General features: G+C 68.7%; 12 protein-coding genes. All 12 read left to right on the top strand.

What is annotated here, in order from left to right:
• Positions 1 to 17 precede the first annotated feature (17 nt).
• On the top strand, positions 18 to 2,558 hold the full coding sequence (locus ACOGXE_RS06495; protein WP_419933131.1) for an ABC transporter permease: 2,541 nt from the start codon (positions 18 to 20) through the stop codon (positions 2,556 to 2,558).
• Positions 2,559 to 2,610: 52 nt separating this feature from the next.
• Positions 2,611 to 6,315 carry an adenylate/guanylate cyclase domain-containing protein gene (locus ACOGXE_RS06490; protein ID WP_419933130.1) on the top strand — a complete coding sequence of 1,235 codons (3,705 nt, stop codon included), beginning with the start codon at positions 2,611 to 2,613 and terminating at the stop codon, positions 6,313 to 6,315.
• Positions 6,316 to 6,329: 14 nt separating this feature from the next.
• Positions 6,330 to 6,731 (top strand): cobalamin B12-binding domain-containing protein, encoded by a 402-nt coding sequence (locus ACOGXE_RS06485; RefSeq protein WP_419933129.1) that lies wholly within the window; start codon positions 6,330 to 6,332, stop codon positions 6,729 to 6,731.
• 48 nt (positions 6,732 to 6,779) lie between these two features.
• Complete coding sequence (locus ACOGXE_RS06480) at positions 6,780 to 7,649, top strand: 3-hydroxybutyryl-CoA dehydrogenase (protein WP_419933128.1); 870 nt, start codon at positions 6,780 to 6,782, stop codon at positions 7,647 to 7,649.
• Positions 7,646 to 8,683 carry a phosphotransferase family protein gene (locus tag ACOGXE_RS06475; RefSeq protein WP_419933127.1) on the top strand — a complete coding sequence of 346 codons (1,038 nt, stop codon included), beginning with the start codon at positions 7,646 to 7,648 and terminating at the stop codon, positions 8,681 to 8,683. The genes ACOGXE_RS06480 and ACOGXE_RS06475 overlap by 4 nt, the downstream gene beginning before the upstream one ends.
• The gene (locus tag ACOGXE_RS06470; protein WP_419933126.1) at positions 8,683 to 10,332 is read left to right on the top strand and encodes a S1C family serine protease; all 1,650 of its coding nucleotides are present in this window, start codon (positions 8,683 to 8,685) and stop codon (positions 10,330 to 10,332) included. Before ACOGXE_RS06475 ends, ACOGXE_RS06470 begins: the two co-directional genes overlap by 1 nt.
• Positions 10,333 to 10,392: 60 nt before the next feature.
• Positions 10,393 to 11,223 (top strand): enoyl-CoA hydratase-related protein, encoded by an 831-nt coding sequence (locus ACOGXE_RS06465; protein WP_419933125.1) that lies wholly within the window; start codon positions 10,393 to 10,395, stop codon positions 11,221 to 11,223.
• A gap of 397 nt (positions 11,224 to 11,620) precedes the next feature.
• Entirely contained in the window at positions 11,621 to 12,955 is a 1,335-nt protein-coding gene (locus ACOGXE_RS06460) for an MFS transporter (protein ID WP_419933124.1), read from the top strand.
• A 101-nt stretch (positions 12,956 to 13,056) separates the two neighbouring features.
• On the top strand, positions 13,057 to 13,608 hold the full coding sequence (locus ACOGXE_RS06455) for a disulfide bond formation protein B (RefSeq protein WP_419933123.1): 552 nt from the start codon (positions 13,057 to 13,059) through the stop codon (positions 13,606 to 13,608).
• A 78-nt stretch (positions 13,609 to 13,686) separates the two neighbouring features.
• Positions 13,687 to 14,514: a DM13 domain-containing protein gene (locus ACOGXE_RS06450; RefSeq protein ID WP_419933122.1), complete on the top strand. Its 828-nt coding sequence runs from the start codon at positions 13,687 to 13,689 to the stop codon at positions 14,512 to 14,514.
• Positions 14,515 to 14,675: 161 nt separating this feature from the next.
• Positions 14,676 to 16,136, top strand: coding sequence for a 4-hydroxyphenylacetate 3-hydroxylase family protein (locus ACOGXE_RS06445; RefSeq protein WP_419933121.1), 1,461 nt, complete (start codon positions 14,676 to 14,678; stop codon positions 16,134 to 16,136).
• Positions 16,136 to 16,708: an amino acid synthesis family protein gene (locus ACOGXE_RS06440; RefSeq protein WP_419933120.1), complete on the top strand. Its 573-nt coding sequence runs from the start codon at positions 16,136 to 16,138 to the stop codon at positions 16,706 to 16,708. Before ACOGXE_RS06445 ends, ACOGXE_RS06440 begins: the two co-directional genes overlap by 1 nt.
• Positions 16,709 to 16,719 lie beyond the last annotated feature (11 nt).

The following is a 16,719-nucleotide window of genomic DNA, read 5'->3' as shown; positions in this document are numbered from 1 at the left end:
GATCTCGGGGTGAAGCAGTGCTGAAGCTGGCCCTGCGGAACCTTCTCGACAAGAAGATCCGCTTCGCGCTCACGACGCTGTCGGTGGTGATCGGCGTGACGTTCGTGGTGGGCACCTTCGCGCTCACCGACAGCCTGCGCTCGACGTTCGGCGACCTGGCAGAGGACATCGCCGGCGAGACCGACTTGACGGTGCGGGCCCGCCAGGAGATCGGCAGCGAGGCCGACCGGCCGACTGTGCCCGATTCGTTACTCGGTCAAATCGCGGCCGTCGACGGGGTGGCCGAGGTTGCCGGCACGGTGCAGGCACGCAACGTGGTCATTGTCGACGGCGACGGCAACGCCATCCGGCCCCAAGGCCCGCCCGCGCTGGGCATGAATTTCTCGTCACGGGTCTTCTTCATCATCGAGGGGCGCTCGCCGCAAGGTCAGGAATTCGTCGTCGACGCGACGACGGCGGCGGGCAACAACCTGCAGGTCGGCGAGACCTACACCATCAACGGCCCGGTCCGCGCGGAGCCCTTCGAACTGGTCGGCATCTTCAACTTCGGATCACCGGACGCCAACACCAGCCTCGGGCAGACGATGTCGGTGTTCGACAACGACACGGCGCAGCAGTTCCTGGGCTTCGGTGACCAGCTCATCGAGATACGGGTGCTGGTCGAGGCCGGCGCCGATGTGGCCGAGGTGCAGTCGGCTATCGGGACCTTGGGTCAGGACTACGAGGTGATCACCCAGGAGATTGCCGCCGAGGAGCAGACCGAGCAGTTCCAGAGCGTCCTGAACATCTTCACCTCCATCCTGCTGGTGTTCGCCTTCATCGCCGTGTTCGTGTCGGCGTTCATCATCAACAACACGTTCCAGATCGTCTTGACCCAGCGCGTGCGCGAGATCGGGCTGTGGCGGGCCATCGGCGTCACGCCCAAGCAGGTGTCGCGCTCGATCGTGGTCGAGTCGGCGGTGGTGGGACTGCTCAGCACGGCGATCGGCATCGCCGTCGGCATGGCGGTGAGCGTGCTGATGAGAGCGATCATCCGTGCGAGCGGCTTTGGCCTGCCGTCAGGGCCCCTGGTGCTGCGGCCGCGCACCGTCGTGCTGGCCGTGGTGATCGGGCTGGGCGTCACGATGGTCGCCTCGATCGTGCCGGCCATGCGGGCGCGGCGCATCACGCCGATCGCTGCGCTGGCGCATGACTACCGCATCGAGCGCAGCGGGTGGCGTCGCCGGGTGGCCGTGGGCAGCGCAATCACCGCCATCGGCGTGGTGTGCCTGGCGCTGGGCATGGCTGGCGTCGGCAGCACCGCAGCGGTTCTGGCGCTGACGGGCGTCGGCGCGCTCGTGGCCTTCGTGGGCATCAACGTCAGCAGTCCGGCGATCGCTCGGCCGGTAGTCCGGCTGCTCGGACGGCCCATCGAGGCCATGTTCGGGACGCCGGGCAAGCTCGCACGCGAGAACGCGGCTCGCAATCCTCGGCGCACTGCGTCCACTGCGGGGGCCCTCATGATCGGCGTCACGCTGATGGCGACGGTGTCGGTCGTGGGCGCCTCGGTGAGCAACACCATCGCCGACGTCCTCAGCGACGCCGTGCGAGCCGACTACTTCGTCCGCAGCGAGGCATCGCCGTTCGATCCTGCGACAGGCTTTCCGGCGCAGGTCCTCGACGACCTCGACGACCGCGACGAGATCGAGAGCGTCGTCGGCTACCGGGTGGCATTCGGCGGCATGGTGGTGGGCGGCGAGGTTCGTGACGTCGTCACCGCCGACTTCGACACCGTGGCCCACCACATGGACGGCGATGTGATCGCCGGCCGCATCGCGAGCGGTGATCCGCTCAGCGGCATCGCGTTGCACGTGGACCCCGCCACCGACCTCGGCGTGGCCGTCGGCGACACGCTGGCGGCGACGTTTCCGAACAACGAGACCGTGACCCTGACGGTGGTGGCGGTGTTCACCGACGCCGCCATCTACGGCAACTGGCTGATCGACAACGCCCTGTGGGAACAGCATTTCGGCCGCCGCGACTACCGCTTCGGCACCGCAGTCGCGGCTGACTCAACCGAGCGCAGCCAGGCCGCCGTCGCCGAGGTGACCGCCCGCTACCCCGGCGTCATCGGCGAGAACCGGGTCGAGTTCCGGCAGGCCAACCAGGACCTGGTCGACTCGATCTTCGCCGTCATCACCGTGCTGCTGGGCCTGTCGTTCGTGATCGCGCTGGTCGGCATCGCCAACACGCTGGCGCTGTCGGTGTTCGAACGGACCCGCGAGATCGGCCTGCTGCGAGCCGTGGGCATGACCCGGCGCCAGCTGCGGCGCGCCGTGCGCTGGGAGGCGGCCATCGTGGCCACCTTCGGCGGCCTGATGGGCGTGGTGGTCGGCATGATCCTCGGCGTGGCGGGCTCGCTGGCCACACCGGACTCGTTCATCACCACTGTGGACGTGCCCTTCGGAACCCTCGCCATCTACGTGGTCGCTGCCGGGCTGGCAGGCCTGCTGGCCGCAGTGCTGCCCGCCCGCCGGGCCGGCCGCATGGACATCCTGGACGCCATCGGCCACGAGTGACCGATTTCAGCCAGTTTCAGCCGGATTGAGGCACCGTTTCTAGAATGCCGCGATGACGTGTCCTGCGTGCGCTACTGAGGTACCGCAGGGCGCACGCTTCTGCCCGAGCTGCGGCAACCTGCTTGTGCAGACCGAGGAACGCCGCGTCGTCACGGTGCTGTTCGCCGATCTCGTCGGGTTCACCTCGATGAGCGAGGCCGCTGACCCCGAAGAAATCAAGCATCTCATCGACCAGTGCTTCCAGCGGCTCGTGGCCGATGTCACCGCGTTCGGGGGCACCGTCGACAAGATCATCGGCGACGCGATCCTGGCGCTGTTCGGCGCGCCGACGGCTCACGAGGACGACCCCGAGCGGGCCTTGCGGGCTGCGTTCCGCATGCAGCGCTCGCTGGAGGCGTTCAACGCCGAGCGCGGCCTCGGCCTGCAGATCCGCATCGGCATCAACACCGGCGAGGTGCTGGTGGGGGCGCTGCGGGCGGGCGGCGACTACACGGCCATGGGCGACACGGTGAACATCGCGAGCCGCCTCGAGACGCTGGCCGAGGCGGGCGAGGTGCTGGTGGGGCCCACGACCCAAGCCGCCACGGTCGGCATCGTCAACTACACGCCCCGGGGCGAGATCGGCCTGCGGGGGCGTGACGAGCCGGTGCCGGTGTACCTGGCCAGCGGCGAGCTGGCGCCGCCGGGCCGTCACCGCAGCGCCACGCTCTCGCCGCTGGTGGGGCGCGACCTGGAACATGCCCTGCTGGAGACGGCGATCGACACGGCGGTGGCCCGCAGGCGTGCGGGACTGTGCCAGATCGTGGGTGAGGCCGGCATGGGCAAGACACGCCTGGCCCGAGAAGCGGCCCAGGGCGCCACCGAACGCCACGACGCCATGGTGCTCGAGAGCATGGCGCTGCCCTACGACGAGACCAACCCGCTGCGCTGCCTGGGCGATGCCATCGCAGCCGCGGCAGACGTCGGCGCCGGCGACTCGACGGTGGTGGCCACCCGACGGGTCTCGTCGCTGGTGGCCGATGTGCTGCGCTCTGACAACGGCGCCAACAGCGCGGTCAATTACGAGGAGATCGACGAGATCACCGATGTCGTGCTCGCCGTGCTGGGCCGGGTGGGCAGCGGCGACCCGGCCGAGATCGAGTGGCGGGCCGAGGCCACGTTCCGCTCCCTACGCCGCTTCCTGGGAGCGCTGACGCAGCGCCAGCCCGTGGTGCTGCTGCTCAGCGACGTGCACTGGGCAGAGGAGCGGCTGCTGAGCGTGCTCGAGCAGCTGCTGGCAGCGCTGGCGACCCAGCCGTTCGTGGTCATCACCACGGCCCGGTGGAACGTGGACGAGCAGCGCTGGACGGTGCCGCCGGGCCGTCACAGCACCGTGGTGCTGAACCTCGACCCGCTCAGCCGCGAGGCCACCGCAGAGCTGGCCGCCGAGCTGCTGGGCGGCAGCGTTCCCGCCTACCTGGCCGATCAGCTCTACGAGCGCAGCGGCGGCAACCCGTTCTTCCTCGAGGAGATGTGCGTGCTGCTGCGGGAGTCGGGCGTGGTGGGGCCCGGTGCCCGTCCCGATCATGAGGAGCGATCGCTGGCGGAGATGCCCGACACCCTGCGGGGACTGGTGGCCGCCCGCCTCGACACGCTGAGCTCCCCCGAGCGACGGCTGGTGGACGCTGCGTCGGTGCTCGGCGGCGGCGGCTCCATCAGCGAGCTGCTGGAGATGACGTCGGCCACGAACCCGACGACCAGCGCCGAGGGCGACCCGGCCACTTTCCAGCGGCTGGTCGACAAGGACATCTTCACCAGCGAGGCGGATGCCTGGACGTTCCGCAGCGACGTGGTGCGCGATGTGGCCTACAGCATGCTCACCAAGACTGACCGGGCCGAACGGCATCTCGATGTGGCGCTGTGGCTGGCGCAGAACCGGGACGATCCCGCCGCCGATTCGGTCGGGGTGATCGCCGATCATTTCGCCTCGGCAGTGGAGCTGGGGGCCGACGCCGGGCAGACGGCCGCAGGCAAGTCGGCTGCAGGCGTGGGCAGCAAGGGCGGCGACGGCGACGGCGACGTGTTCGAAGGCGGGATGACCGAGGTGGCGATCGAATGGCTGGGTCGGGCCGGGCAGTGGGCCGCCGCCCGCGACAGCCACTACGCCGCGGCGCAGTTCTACCGGCGAGCCATCGAGATGCTCGGCGACGCCGACCCGCGGCTCATCGACATGTCGTTGGGCAGGGCCTCGGCGCGCCTGCGGCTGGGCGAGTTGCACGGTGCCCATGCCGATGCCGAGCTGGCCCGGGCGCTCGCCACGCTGAACGGCGACCGGATGGCGGCAGCGCACGGGCTGCGGGTGCTGGGCGAGGTTGCGCTGGCCGATGACGAGCACGCCGCTGCCGACAAGCTGCTCGCCGACGCGCTGGACCAGTTCCGCACCCAGGGCGAGGTGCGCGAGGCGGCCGAGTCGCTGCGGCTGCGGGGGCTGGCGGCGCTGCGAGCCGGGGAATACGCCCGCGCCGACCGGTACATCAACGAGGCCAATGGCACGTTCGCGCATCTCGGCGATGAGAGCGGGGTGGCGTGGTGCCTGCAGAACCTTGCGTGGCTGTCGTTCGAGCAGGGCCTGATCGCCGAGTCGGGAGCGCGCCTCACGACGGCAATCGAGCGGTTCGGCGATCTCGGCGACACGGTCGGGCTGGCCACCGCCGAGGGCCTGCTGGCATTCCTGCGCTTCCACTCGGGCGAGCGGGACGAGGCCGAGGAGCTGGCCCGCTCGGTACATGGCATCGCCCACGAGCGGGGCGAGCGGTTCACCGAGGCCATGATGGACCTGCTGCTGGGGTCGCTCAGCCTGTGGTCGGGCCAGGCGGCGGAAGCCGTCGAGCGGGCGAAGGCCGCTGAGCAGGTCTTCCGGGACGTGCACAGCGACTTCGGCGAGGTGCAGGCGCTGGGGCTGCTGGGCCGGGCCTACGCGGCCGTCGGCGAGCTGCAGCGCAGCCGGGCGATGCTGGCCGAGTGCCTGCAGCGCGCGAGCGACATGCCGGGCCGTCCGCTGGAGGGGTTCGCCCGGGCGGTGCGGGCGGGCGCGGCGGTGCAGATGGGCCAGCCCGAGATGGTCACCGAGGACTTGGCCCGTGCCGGCTGGGAACAGTCCGAGAGTCCGCGGCAGCACGAGTCGGGGTTCAGTCCCGGCGAGGCCGCGGTGATCGGCCAGCGCGACCTTGACGTCTCGCTGGGGCTTGCCCTGGCGCAGCTCGGCCACCCGCACGACGCGATCGATGCGCTCGAGGCTGTGCCGACCGCCGACCTGCCGTCCACCTACCTGCATTCGTGTCTTGCCATCGCCTATGCCACCGCCGGGCGCACGGTCGATGCGCTCGAGCAGTCCCGCTTCGCCATGGCCAGCGGCACGGGCACCTACGTGGACGTGCGCAACGCCCTGGTGGCACGGGCTCTCGCACACGCCCGTGACGCGGACCTGCCGGCGATGGAGGCGGCGTTCGAGCAGGTGATGATTCTGAACGACGCCACCGACAGCCGCCTCAGCCAGACCGTCGTGCGCCTCGCCCGCGCCATCGGTCATGAGTCGTTCGATGCGCCCGACACTGCTGCGTTGCGCTCGGAGGCGGAGGTGGCGATCGCCCAGCTCGGGGCGCGGCCGACTGGCTGGGAGACGGCGTTTCGGCTCGCCGCCGGCTTGGAGGCCGCAGCGCCGGTGATCAGCGGTCCGCTGCCCGAGGCCATCCCCTTCCCCGGATTGATGGACCAGTAGCTAGGGTCGCTGCGATGTCAAGGGTGCTGGTTGCGAAGCTCGGTCTGGACGGGCATGACCGCGGGGTCAAGGTGGTGGCCCGGATGCTGCGCGACGCCGGCTTCGAGGTGATCTACACCGGCCTGTTCCAGACGCCTGAGAGCGTGGTGGCGGCCGCCGTCGACGAGGACGTCGACGCCATCGGCATCTCGATGCTCTCTGGCGCCCACGAGGCGCTGATGCCGCTGGTGACCCAGCGTCTGCGCGAGGCCGGCGCCGAGAACATCCCGGTGATCCTCGGCGGCATCGTGCCCGACGGCGATCTCGAGGCGATGCGCGAGGCGGGCATGGCGGCGGTGCTGACACCCGGCGCGACGGCCGACGAGGTGGTGGCCGCTGTGAGCGACGCCATCGAGCGCTCCCAGCAGACGGCTTGAACCTGCTCGCCCGGGACCCGGCGCACGCAGACCGGTAGATTGCCCTGCGTGTCTAGCAACGGTGCCATTGAACGGGTAGGGGTGGTCGGCTGCGGCCTGATGGGGTCCGGCATCGCCGAAGTCGCTGCCCGCAGCGGATGCGACGTCAGGGTCGTCGAGGTGGACGAGGATGCGCTCGCAGCCGGCATGGCCCGCATCGAGAAGAGCCTGAACCGGGCGGTCAACGCCGGCAAGCTCGACGACGCGGGGCGGGAAGCGGCGCTGGGCGCCATGTCCTTCGGCCTCGATCTTGACGAGCTGGCCGACCGGGAGTTCGTGATCGAGGCGATCGTGGAGGCCGAGGCGGCCAAGCTGGACGTGTTCGGCCGGCTGTCCAAGGTGCTCGACGATCCCAACGCCGTGATGGCCTCCAACACCTCCGCCATCCCGATCATGAAGCTGGCGATGGCCACTGACAGGCCGGCTCAGGTCATCGGCATGCACTTCTTCAATCCGGTCCCGGTGATGGGACTGGTGGAGGTCATCTCGTCGTTGCTGACTGCGGAGGACACCGCCAAGCGGTGCCGGAACTTCGCGTCCGAACGGCTGGGCAAGCGTGTGGTGGACAGCCAGGACCGGGCCGGGTTCGTGGTGAACGCATTGCTGATCCCCTACATCCTGTCGGCGATCCGGATGCTCGAATCGGGCTTCGCCTCCACCGAGGACATCGACGCCGGCATGGTGCTGGGTTGCAACCACCCAATGGGCCCGCTGGCCCTGTGCGACCTGATCGGCTTGGACACGACGCTGGCGGTGGCAGAGTCGCTGTACGAGGAGTTCCGCGAGCAGCTCTACGCCCCGCCGCCGATGCTCAGCCGCATGTGCGACGCCGGGCTGCTGGGGCGCAAGACCGGCCGGGGCTTCTACACCTACGGATGACTCCGGCTGGCGACGAGGTGCCGGCGGGAATCGACGCCCCTGCGGTCAGCGAGTGGTTTGCCGCCCATGTGCCGCAGGCCGTCCAGCCGCTTCGCTTTGAGCTGATCGCGGGTGGGCGTTCGAATCTGACGTACCGGGTGCACTGCGGCGATGGCTCGTCGGTGGTGCTGCGGCGGCCGCCCCTGGGTCATGTGCTGGCCACGGCGCACGACATGGGCCGTGAGCACAAGATCATCTCCGGTGTGGGGCGCACCGATGTGCCGGTGCCGCGTGCGATCGCGCTGTGCACTGACGAGGGGGTGAACGAGGCGCCGTTCTACGTGATGAGCTACGAGGACGGGGCGGTGCTGCACTCGGCGGACGAGTCGGCGCTGGTGCCTGACGGCGAACGGGTGCCGCTGAGCCGCCGGGTGGCCGATGTGCTGGCTGAGCTGCACGCGATCGAGCCTGACGATGTGGGGCTGGGCGACTTGGGGCGGCGGGAGGACTACCTGGGCCGGCAGCTGCGTCGCTGGAAGCGCCAGTGGGAGCAGTCCAAGACGCGTGAGCTGCCGATCATGGATGACGTGGCCGCCGAGCTGGAGGCCCGCAAGCCCGAACAGATCGGCTCGGCGATTGTTCATGGGGACTACCGGCTGGGGAACATGATCTCGGGTGCCGGGGAGATCGTGGCGGTGCTCGACTGGGAGCTGTGCACGCTCGGCGACCCGATGGCCGACGTGGGCTACCTGATGAACAACTGGGTGTCGCCCGATGAGCTGTCGGCGGGCACGTCGGCACCCACGCAGGCCGGCGGGTTCGCGACCCGCAGCCAGATGCTGGACTGGTATGCCGACGCGTCGGGGCGCGACCTGTCTCAAGTCGATTACTACCGCGCGTTCTCGTACTGGCGTCTGGCTGCTATATCGGAGGGAGTGCTGAACCGGTACCTGCGCGGGGCGATGGCTGACGCCGAGGAAACCGACACGGACCAGTTCCGCGAGAACGTGGATTTTCTGTCGACGAGCGCTGCCGAGCGGCTTGCCGTTCGCTGATGGCCGAGCAGGACCGGACCCCAGTCGAATCTGACGACCGGGCGACCGGCATGCCTGCCGCTGCCGCAGCCGAGCCGGCGGCGGGTTCGGCGGTCCAGCGCAGCGGCCCGACCAGCGGATCAACGCGGCGGCCCGGGTGCCTGCTGGTTGGCATTGCGGGTGCGGTAGGGGCGCTCATCGGGGCACTGACGGCCGGGTTGCTCCTGGTCATCGTGCTCGCCGGTGACGACAGCCCCGACACTGCTGCGCCGACGAATGCCCAAGCCGCGGCATTCGACTCATCCGCGCAAGCCGAGGCCGACAGCAACATCTCTCAACAAGAAGCGATCGGCGCTGGTGTCGCAGACGACGCTGCCAGTGACGACAACACCGCGGCCCAAGCGACGCCGCCCGAGGGTTCCACCGGCGATGCCGACTTCTGGAGCCAGGTGCTCGCCAACTCCAACCTGTTCGGCACCTCTCCAGATGGCGGGTCCGGCGCCCAGTCAGGCGACGGTTCGGTTGACCTCTCTCCGGATCTTCTTGCCGACATCTGGGCACAGATGCTCGCCGGCGAGTCAAGCGAGCCGGGGGCGCCGCTGGGCAGTCGCATCGAGGGCATCAACATCAAGGCTGTCCTCGAGGCAGTCCAGGAATCCGTGGTCATCGTGAACGCCCCGACCGCCGAGAACCCGGGCCGAGGGGGCTCGGGCTTCATAGTGGCGGCGGACGGCCACATCGTCACCAATGAACACGTCGTCCGGGATGCCGAGACGGTGGAGGTGCGGCTGTTCGGAGGCGAGCTGCTGCCCGCCGAGGTCGTCGCCAGCGACCCGACCCGCGATCTCGCCGTGCTGAAGGTTGACCGGGACGGGTTGCCGGCAGTCCGCCTTGGCTCCACTGAAGGCGTGGAAGTCGGGGACGAGGTGATTGCGATCGGCAATGCCCTCGGCATCGTGGGCGAACCCACGGTGACTTCCGGCATCGTGTCCGGGCTCAACCGCGACATCACGCTGCCGGACGACACGAGGCTGGTGCGGCTCATCCAGACGGACGCAGCCATCAATCCGGGCAACTCCGGTGGACCGCTGGTGAATGCGGCGGGCGAGGTCATCGGCGTCAATACGGCGATTCCGGCCCTGTCGTCAACCAACCGTGGCATCGCCGAAGGCATTGGCTACGCGATCTCGATCGATCATGCCCGCCCGATCATCGATCAGCTGCTCGAGGGCGTCGTGCAGGCCAAGGCATACCTCGGCGTGCGCGTCACGTCGGTGGAGGACTTCATTGCCGCCAACGAGACGCCCGAACAGGCGCCCGAAGATGACTCAGGCGGGGAGCTCGGCGACGGCGGCCCGGAAACCGTCGAGCCCGGCCCCGACCCCGACGACCCGTTCTCGGGCATCGAATTGCTGCCGGAGGTCACCTCCGGGGCGCTCGTGGTGGGCGTCGACCCGGGGGAGGCTGCCGAGCGGGCAGGCATCGAGCCTGGTGATGTGATCATCGAATTCGAAGGCACCGAGATTCTCACCAGCAACGATCTCGTGCTGGAGATCCTGGCGCGGCTGCCGGGGGATCGGGTCGAGATGGGGGTGATCGGCAACGACGGGAAGCTCCGGAAGGTCGAACTGGAGCTCGGTTCGTTCATTCCCGAGGACACCGAAAGTTGATCCGGCGCGTGTCACAGCGGTCCGCGATACTGCGGGGGCTTGCTGAGCGAGGAGAACATGATGACTGACCGAATCTTCGACACCGGAACCGACGACATCGCCGTCGAGATCGCCGACGGTGTGATGACCATCACGCTGAACCGCCCCGACCGTCGCAACGCGATGTCCACGCCGATGATGGAGGGCCTGGTGGCGGCGCTGGCCGACGCCGAGACGGCCTCCGACGTGGGGGCACTGGTGCTGACCGGAGCGGGCGGCGCATTCTGTGCCGGCGGCGATGTAAAGGGCATGGCTGCCGCCGGCGGCGAGGGCGGCGGCAGCCCGCTGCAGTACGACGCCCGGGTGCACAACCAGCGCCGCAGCCAACGGGACACCTCCGGGAAGCTGTACGAGATGCCCAAGCCGACCATCGCGGCGATTCCCGGGGCTGCCGCTGGTGCGGGCCTGTCGCTGGCGCTGGCGTGTGACCTGCGGTATGCCTCGCCGAACGCCATCATGACCACGGCGTTCGCCCGGGTGGGCTTCAGCGGCGACTACGGCGGCACGTGGTTCATGTCTCGGCTGATCGGCTCGGCCAAGGCGCGTGAGCTGTACTTCCTGTCCGACCGGGTCGACATGGACCAGGCGCTGTCGCTGGGCCTGGTGAACGGTGTCTTCGAAGCCGAGAGCCTGATGGACGAGGTGGATGCCATCGCCCGGCGGCTGGCCAACGGGCCCACGGTGGCCTACCGGTACATGAAGGAGAACCTGAACCGGGCAGTTCACGGTGACATGGGCGAGTGCCTCGACATGGAGGCCGCCCACCACATCCACACCGGCCAGACCGACGACCACAAAGAAGCCGCGCAGGCCTTCGTGGACAAGCGCGAGCCGGTCTTCCACGGTCGTTGATCACGTCCCCGGCAGGTTCTCGCCGGCTGGGGCGCCGTGCCTGGCGGCGATGCTCCTGATGGTTCTCTAACCAGCTTTCGATTTCTGCGATTGGCAGCCAGCGCAGAGCCGTACGCTGGTACGGATGCGGGACGAGGTCGAACCGGGTCAGGTTGACTTGGCCCGCGTTCCGCGAGTCCCTCCGGTGGAATCGAGCGAGGAAAACGCGGGCACACCTGCCATCCAGCGCGTTGATCATGACGCGGGGCGCAACGGCTCGGTTGTTGCCGCGGCACCTGTCCCGGCGGCGATTTCGCGAGTTGCCGAGCCGCCTGAGCAGCCGAGATCCCCAGCCCGCCGGGCCGCCGCCCCTGAGCCCGTCTCAGGCGCCGCGTGGCGAGCGCTTGCGGTTGCGTCCATGGGCACCGTGCTGGTGGGTTTCAACAGCACTGCCTCCAACCTGGCGCTGGCTTCGATCCGGGACGGTTTCGCAGGCGCCACGACCTCCGATGTGGGCTGGGGCATCGCCGGTTTCATGATCGGCACGGCGGCATTCCTGCCGTTGGCGGGCCGTCTGGCCGATCGGATCGGCCGCAAGCGCATCTTCCAGCTCGGACTGGCGCTGTTCGCACTGTCTGCTGTGTTCTCCGCCATCGCGCCCACCGTATGGACGCTGAACCTGGCACGGGTGCTCCAAGCCATCAGTGGCGCGGCCATCCTTCCGGCCTCATTGAGTCTTGTGCTGCCGCTGTTCCCCGAGTCCAGGCGGACCACTGCCGTAGGGCTGTGGTCGGCGTCAGGACCGCTCGCTGCTGCCATTGCTCCGCAGGTGTCCACGCTGGTGCTGGCCGTAGCGGGCTGGCGGGTGCTGTATTTCGTGAGCGCCCCCATAGCGGCGCTGCTGTTCGTGGTAGGCCTGCGGGTGCTGCGCGAGCTGCCCACGCCCCCGATGCGTCAGCGGCTGGACATCGTCGGGGCGACTGCTGGCACGATGGCATTGTTGGCCATCGTGACGCCCCTCATGCAGGGCAAGGAGTGGGGCCTCCTGTCGCCGGTGGCCCTCGCACTCGGCGGGCTCGGCGTCGTCGCGCTGGCGGTCTTCGTCGTCAACTCGTTGCGCCACCCCGAGCCGTTGCTGAACCTGCACCTGCTGCGGCGCCGTGCTGTGTGGACGACGCAGTTGGCCAACTTCCTCGTCGGCATCTCCTCGCAGTCGCTGTGGTTGCTGTGGCCGCTGTACCTGCAGAAAGTGTGGAATTACGACATCGCCGTCGTCGGGCTGGCACTGACGCTCGGGCCGATTGCGGCGGGTTTCTCGACGGTCTACTTCAGCCGATTGGGGGAACGCTGGCAGGCGATCCGGCTCTGCCGAACCGGGGCGGCGATACAGATCGCCTCGGTTGGGTGGATGGTGCTGACGCTCGGAACCAGTCCGAACTACTGGTTCGTGATGGCGCCCAGCATCTTCCTGTTCGGCATGGGATGGGGCATGTGCGTGCCGCTGCTGAACAGCGTGGCGCTCAAGGCGGTGCCCGAGAATTTCTTCGGCGAGGTCAGCGGGCTGTTCAACACGCTGCGCTATGCGGCCGCGGCCGTCGGCATCGGCGCGTTGTTCGCGTTGCTCACCGAGGATTCTGGGCCTGGTTCGCTCATCTACTACCAGCGTGCGCTGGTGTTCTTCCTGGTTGCTGCCAGCGTGGGGTTCTTGTCGCTGTGGATTCCGATGAATCGGCCGAACCACTCGCGTAGCTAGAAGGCCGAGCCGGGGGGCGAGCGTTCGTCTCCTTCCGTGTCTGCTGGCCGCCACGCTTCGTGCGCGGTGCCCTGCAGGCGTGTATGGCACGCTGAGCGGCGGTGTCGCTTGATCAGATGCTCCGGCTGTTTGCGGTGGCTGCGCTCGGCTGCAATGTCGCGACGCTCGGTCTGGTGGCGGCTGCGCTTCGGCGCCGCGGGCGTCCTCGGCGGGGCGGGCTCACGAGCGGGCCCGGGCTGCCGGGCGTGGGTGCCCGGACGGTCGTGGGGGCTGCTGCGCTGCTGGCGATTGCGGCCACGCTCGGCTCGCTGTACCTGTCGGAGATCGCCCACCTGGAGCCGTGCCGCTGGTGCTGGTTCCAGCGCATTGCCATGTACCCGCTGGCGCTGGTGCTGATCGTCGGGCTGCTGTTCCGGGACCGGACCGTGTACCGCTACGGGCTGCCGATGTGCGTGGCGGGCGCTGCGATGTCGACGTGGCACTACCTGCTGCAGCACTTTCCGGATCTTGAGGGCGCCACCACGTGCAGCATCACCAGCCCGTGCGCGGTGCGGTACGCGTGGGAGTTCGGGTTCGTGTCGATCCCGTACATGGCGGGCAGCGTGTTCGTGCTGGTGGGTGCGCTGCTGATCTTGTCGCGCCACCGGTCATGAACAGCTCCTGACCATGAGACGGTCCGCGTGGCTCCTACGGTTGAGGCATGAAGTACGAGGATTCATGAGGGAAGTTGCATGAGGTTCCTGTCAAGGCTGATACCCCGATCCACCGGCGGGCGCTGGGCGCTCGGCACCGGACTCGCCGCTGTGGTGGGGGTCGGCATCTACCTGGTCTTCTTCGTCTTTGCGTTCCACCTGATCTTCGTGGACGAGGTGGTCGACGAGGAGGGCCCAGAGTTCGCCGTCGAGGCCGACATCGACGCGCTGATCAGCGAAGCGCTCGACACGGCCACCACGACAGCCGTTGCCGCCGGCGACGCTGGCGAGACCGCTGAGTCCGAGCAGCCGGTCACCGACCAGTCGATGTCGGTGGGCGAACATGCTGATGAGTCGGCGGGGATGACTGAGGGAGGCGAGTCTGATCCCGCAGGCGAGAAGATTGCGAAGCCCGGCGCGACGAGCGACGGCGAATCGGCGGCCGACGCGGACGAACCCGCGGCCACCGCGCCGGCCACCACAGCGGCCGCTCCGCCGCCCACCACGGAGGCTGAACCGGCCGTCCGGGTTGCCTATGTCGGCAGCTTCGGACCCCGGTCGCACCCCGCCGAGGGGACGGCGGTGGTGCTCACCGACGGCACGCAGACCTTCCTGCGGTTCGACGACGACTTCGCCACCGACAACGGTCCCGATCTGAACGTGTACCTGCACACGGCGGGTCCGGACGCATCGGTCGGCGACCTCGTGGACGACTTCATCGACTTGGGCGACCTGAAGGGCAACATCGGGGCGCAGAACTATGTGGTTCCCGCGGGCATCGATCTTGACCGCTACAACACCGTGTCGGTCTGGTGCGTCCGCTTCCGCGTGGTCTTCGGCACCGCCGAGCTGGTGCCGATGAACTGACTTGCTGCCGCTTCGGAGCCGCGCGGTGAGGTGCGCCCGCTGCGGAGGCGGCAGGACCCTCGACGACCAGCGATCCAGCTGGTCGCAACGTCGCCGAGTTTCCTGCCGCCTCCACAGCTCTGGCATATGTGCTGACCGGCTGAGCCTCTTAGTGTTCTGGCATGACGCTGGCGGTGAAGGACGGGCAGGCACACCTGGCTGCGCTCGACACCGACCGGCAGGTGTACCTCGACGGCGAGCTGATCAAGCGGGTCGCGGAGCATCCGGCATTCGCCGAGAGCTGCCGGGCGATCGCCGGCCTGTACGACTTCCAGGCTGCGAATCAGGAACTGATGACGTTCGACATCGGCGACGGGCGGCGGGCCAACCGTGCGTGGCACATGCCTCGCTCGTACGAGGACCTGGTGGCCAAGCGTGTTGCCATGACGGCCTGGGCCGAACTGCATGCCGGCTACATGGGCCGCTCGCCCGATCATCTGGCGTGCGCCGTGTCGGGCCAGCTCATGAACCTTGAGCTGTTCGAAGAGCACAACCCCCGCTGCGCCAAGGCCTATTGGGACTACTACGAGTGGGCCCGGGCCAACGACATCTTCCTGACGTACGTGATCATCAACCCTCAGGGCGACCGGTCCAAGGCGTGGGGCGACCAGTCGAAGCAGATCACTGCCCGCATCGTCGACGAGGGGCCGGATGGGCCGGTGGTGCGCGGGGCGAAGATGCTGGGGACCGGCTCGATCATGGCCGAGGAGGTCTTCGTCGCGAACCTGCAGCCGCTGCAGTCGGGCGAGGAGGATCTGGCGATCTCATTCGCCCTGCCGCTCGACACGCCCGGCGTCACGATCGTGTCACGCAAGAGCTTCGAGCAGCATGCGGTCAGCCCGTTCGACAACCCGCTGTCGCACCGGTTCGACGAGAACGACGCCATCATCTACTTCGACTACGTCACGGTGCCGTGGGAGCGGGTCTTCGTGTACCGCGACACCGACATGTGCCGGCGGCAGTTCCACGACACGCCGGGGCACGTGTACCAGAACTACCAAGCGCAGGTGCGGCTGGTGGTCAAGCTGCGGTTCCTGCTGGCAGTGGCCCGGCGGCTCACCGAGACCATCGGCACGTTGAACATGGTGCAGACCAAGCTCGGCGAGCTTGCCGCCCGGGTGGCGACGGTCGAGGGCTTGCTGTTCGGCATGGAGGCCAGCGGCAGTCATGTCGGCGAGTACTACGTGCCCAACCGGCACCTGCTGTACTCCGCGCAGGTCACCACGCAGGCCCTGTACCCGGCGCTGATCACCGAGATCCGCGAGCTTGCCGGTGGCGGGCTGATCATGCTGCCGTCGTCGTCGGCCGACCTGTCGAGTCCTGAAGTGGCGTCGGTGCTCGACAGCACACTGGTGTCGGCACGCGAGGGCGAGGGCGCGTACGAGCGGATGAAGTTCCTGAAGCTGGCGTGGGATGCCATCGGCTCGGAGTTCGCCAGCCGCCACACGCAGTACGAGATGTTCTACGCCGGCGCCCAGTTCGTGACCCAGGGCCACAGCTTCCGCACCTACGACTGGGACGGCGCCGACCGATTGCTGGACAGGATGCTCGAGGGCAACGACGCCGACTGGGAGAGCCGCTGATGGAGATCCGCAAGATGATGACGTTCGTCGAGGACACTCGCAGCGAGGCGGGGGTCGACGTCGATCCGGTGCTGCGCAAGGTGGCAGTCGTCGCGGTCGTGAAGAACGACTACGCGGGCCGCCATGTTCAGGACCTGTCGCCCTACTACGAGGCCAGCGTCGAGCTCGGCCAAGAGATCTCGGCGCTGGCGGTGGAGCAGATGCAGCCCTACACGGTCATGAGCTACGGCAAGGCCGCCATCGTCGGGCTCGACGGCGAGCAGGAGCACGGCGTGGCGCTGCTGACCACGCCGTACGGCAACGTGCTGCGCGAGGCGGCCGGCGGCGGATCGGCCTGGATCTCCTCGGCCACCAAGCGGGCGCAGCCCGGGGCGTCCATCGACATCCCGCTGGCGTACAAGGATGCGTTGTATGTGCGCTCGCACTACGACGCCATGAGCGTCACGCTGCACGACGCCCCGCTGGCCGACGAGATCGCCGTGATCTGCTGCTTCGCCAACCGCGGCCGCCCCCACCACCGAGTCGGCGGCTTGAGCATCGAAGACGCAGTCGGCGAGGACGGTTTGACCTGATGTGCGTGACG

The organism is Candidatus Poriferisodalis sp., from assembly GCF_965208555.1.
Classification (GTDB): Bacteria; Actinomycetota; Acidimicrobiia; order Acidimicrobiales; family Poriferisodalaceae; genus Poriferisodalis.
Note: the sequence above shows the minus strand (reverse complement) of the source record. Positions and strands in the feature narration are given on the sequence as shown.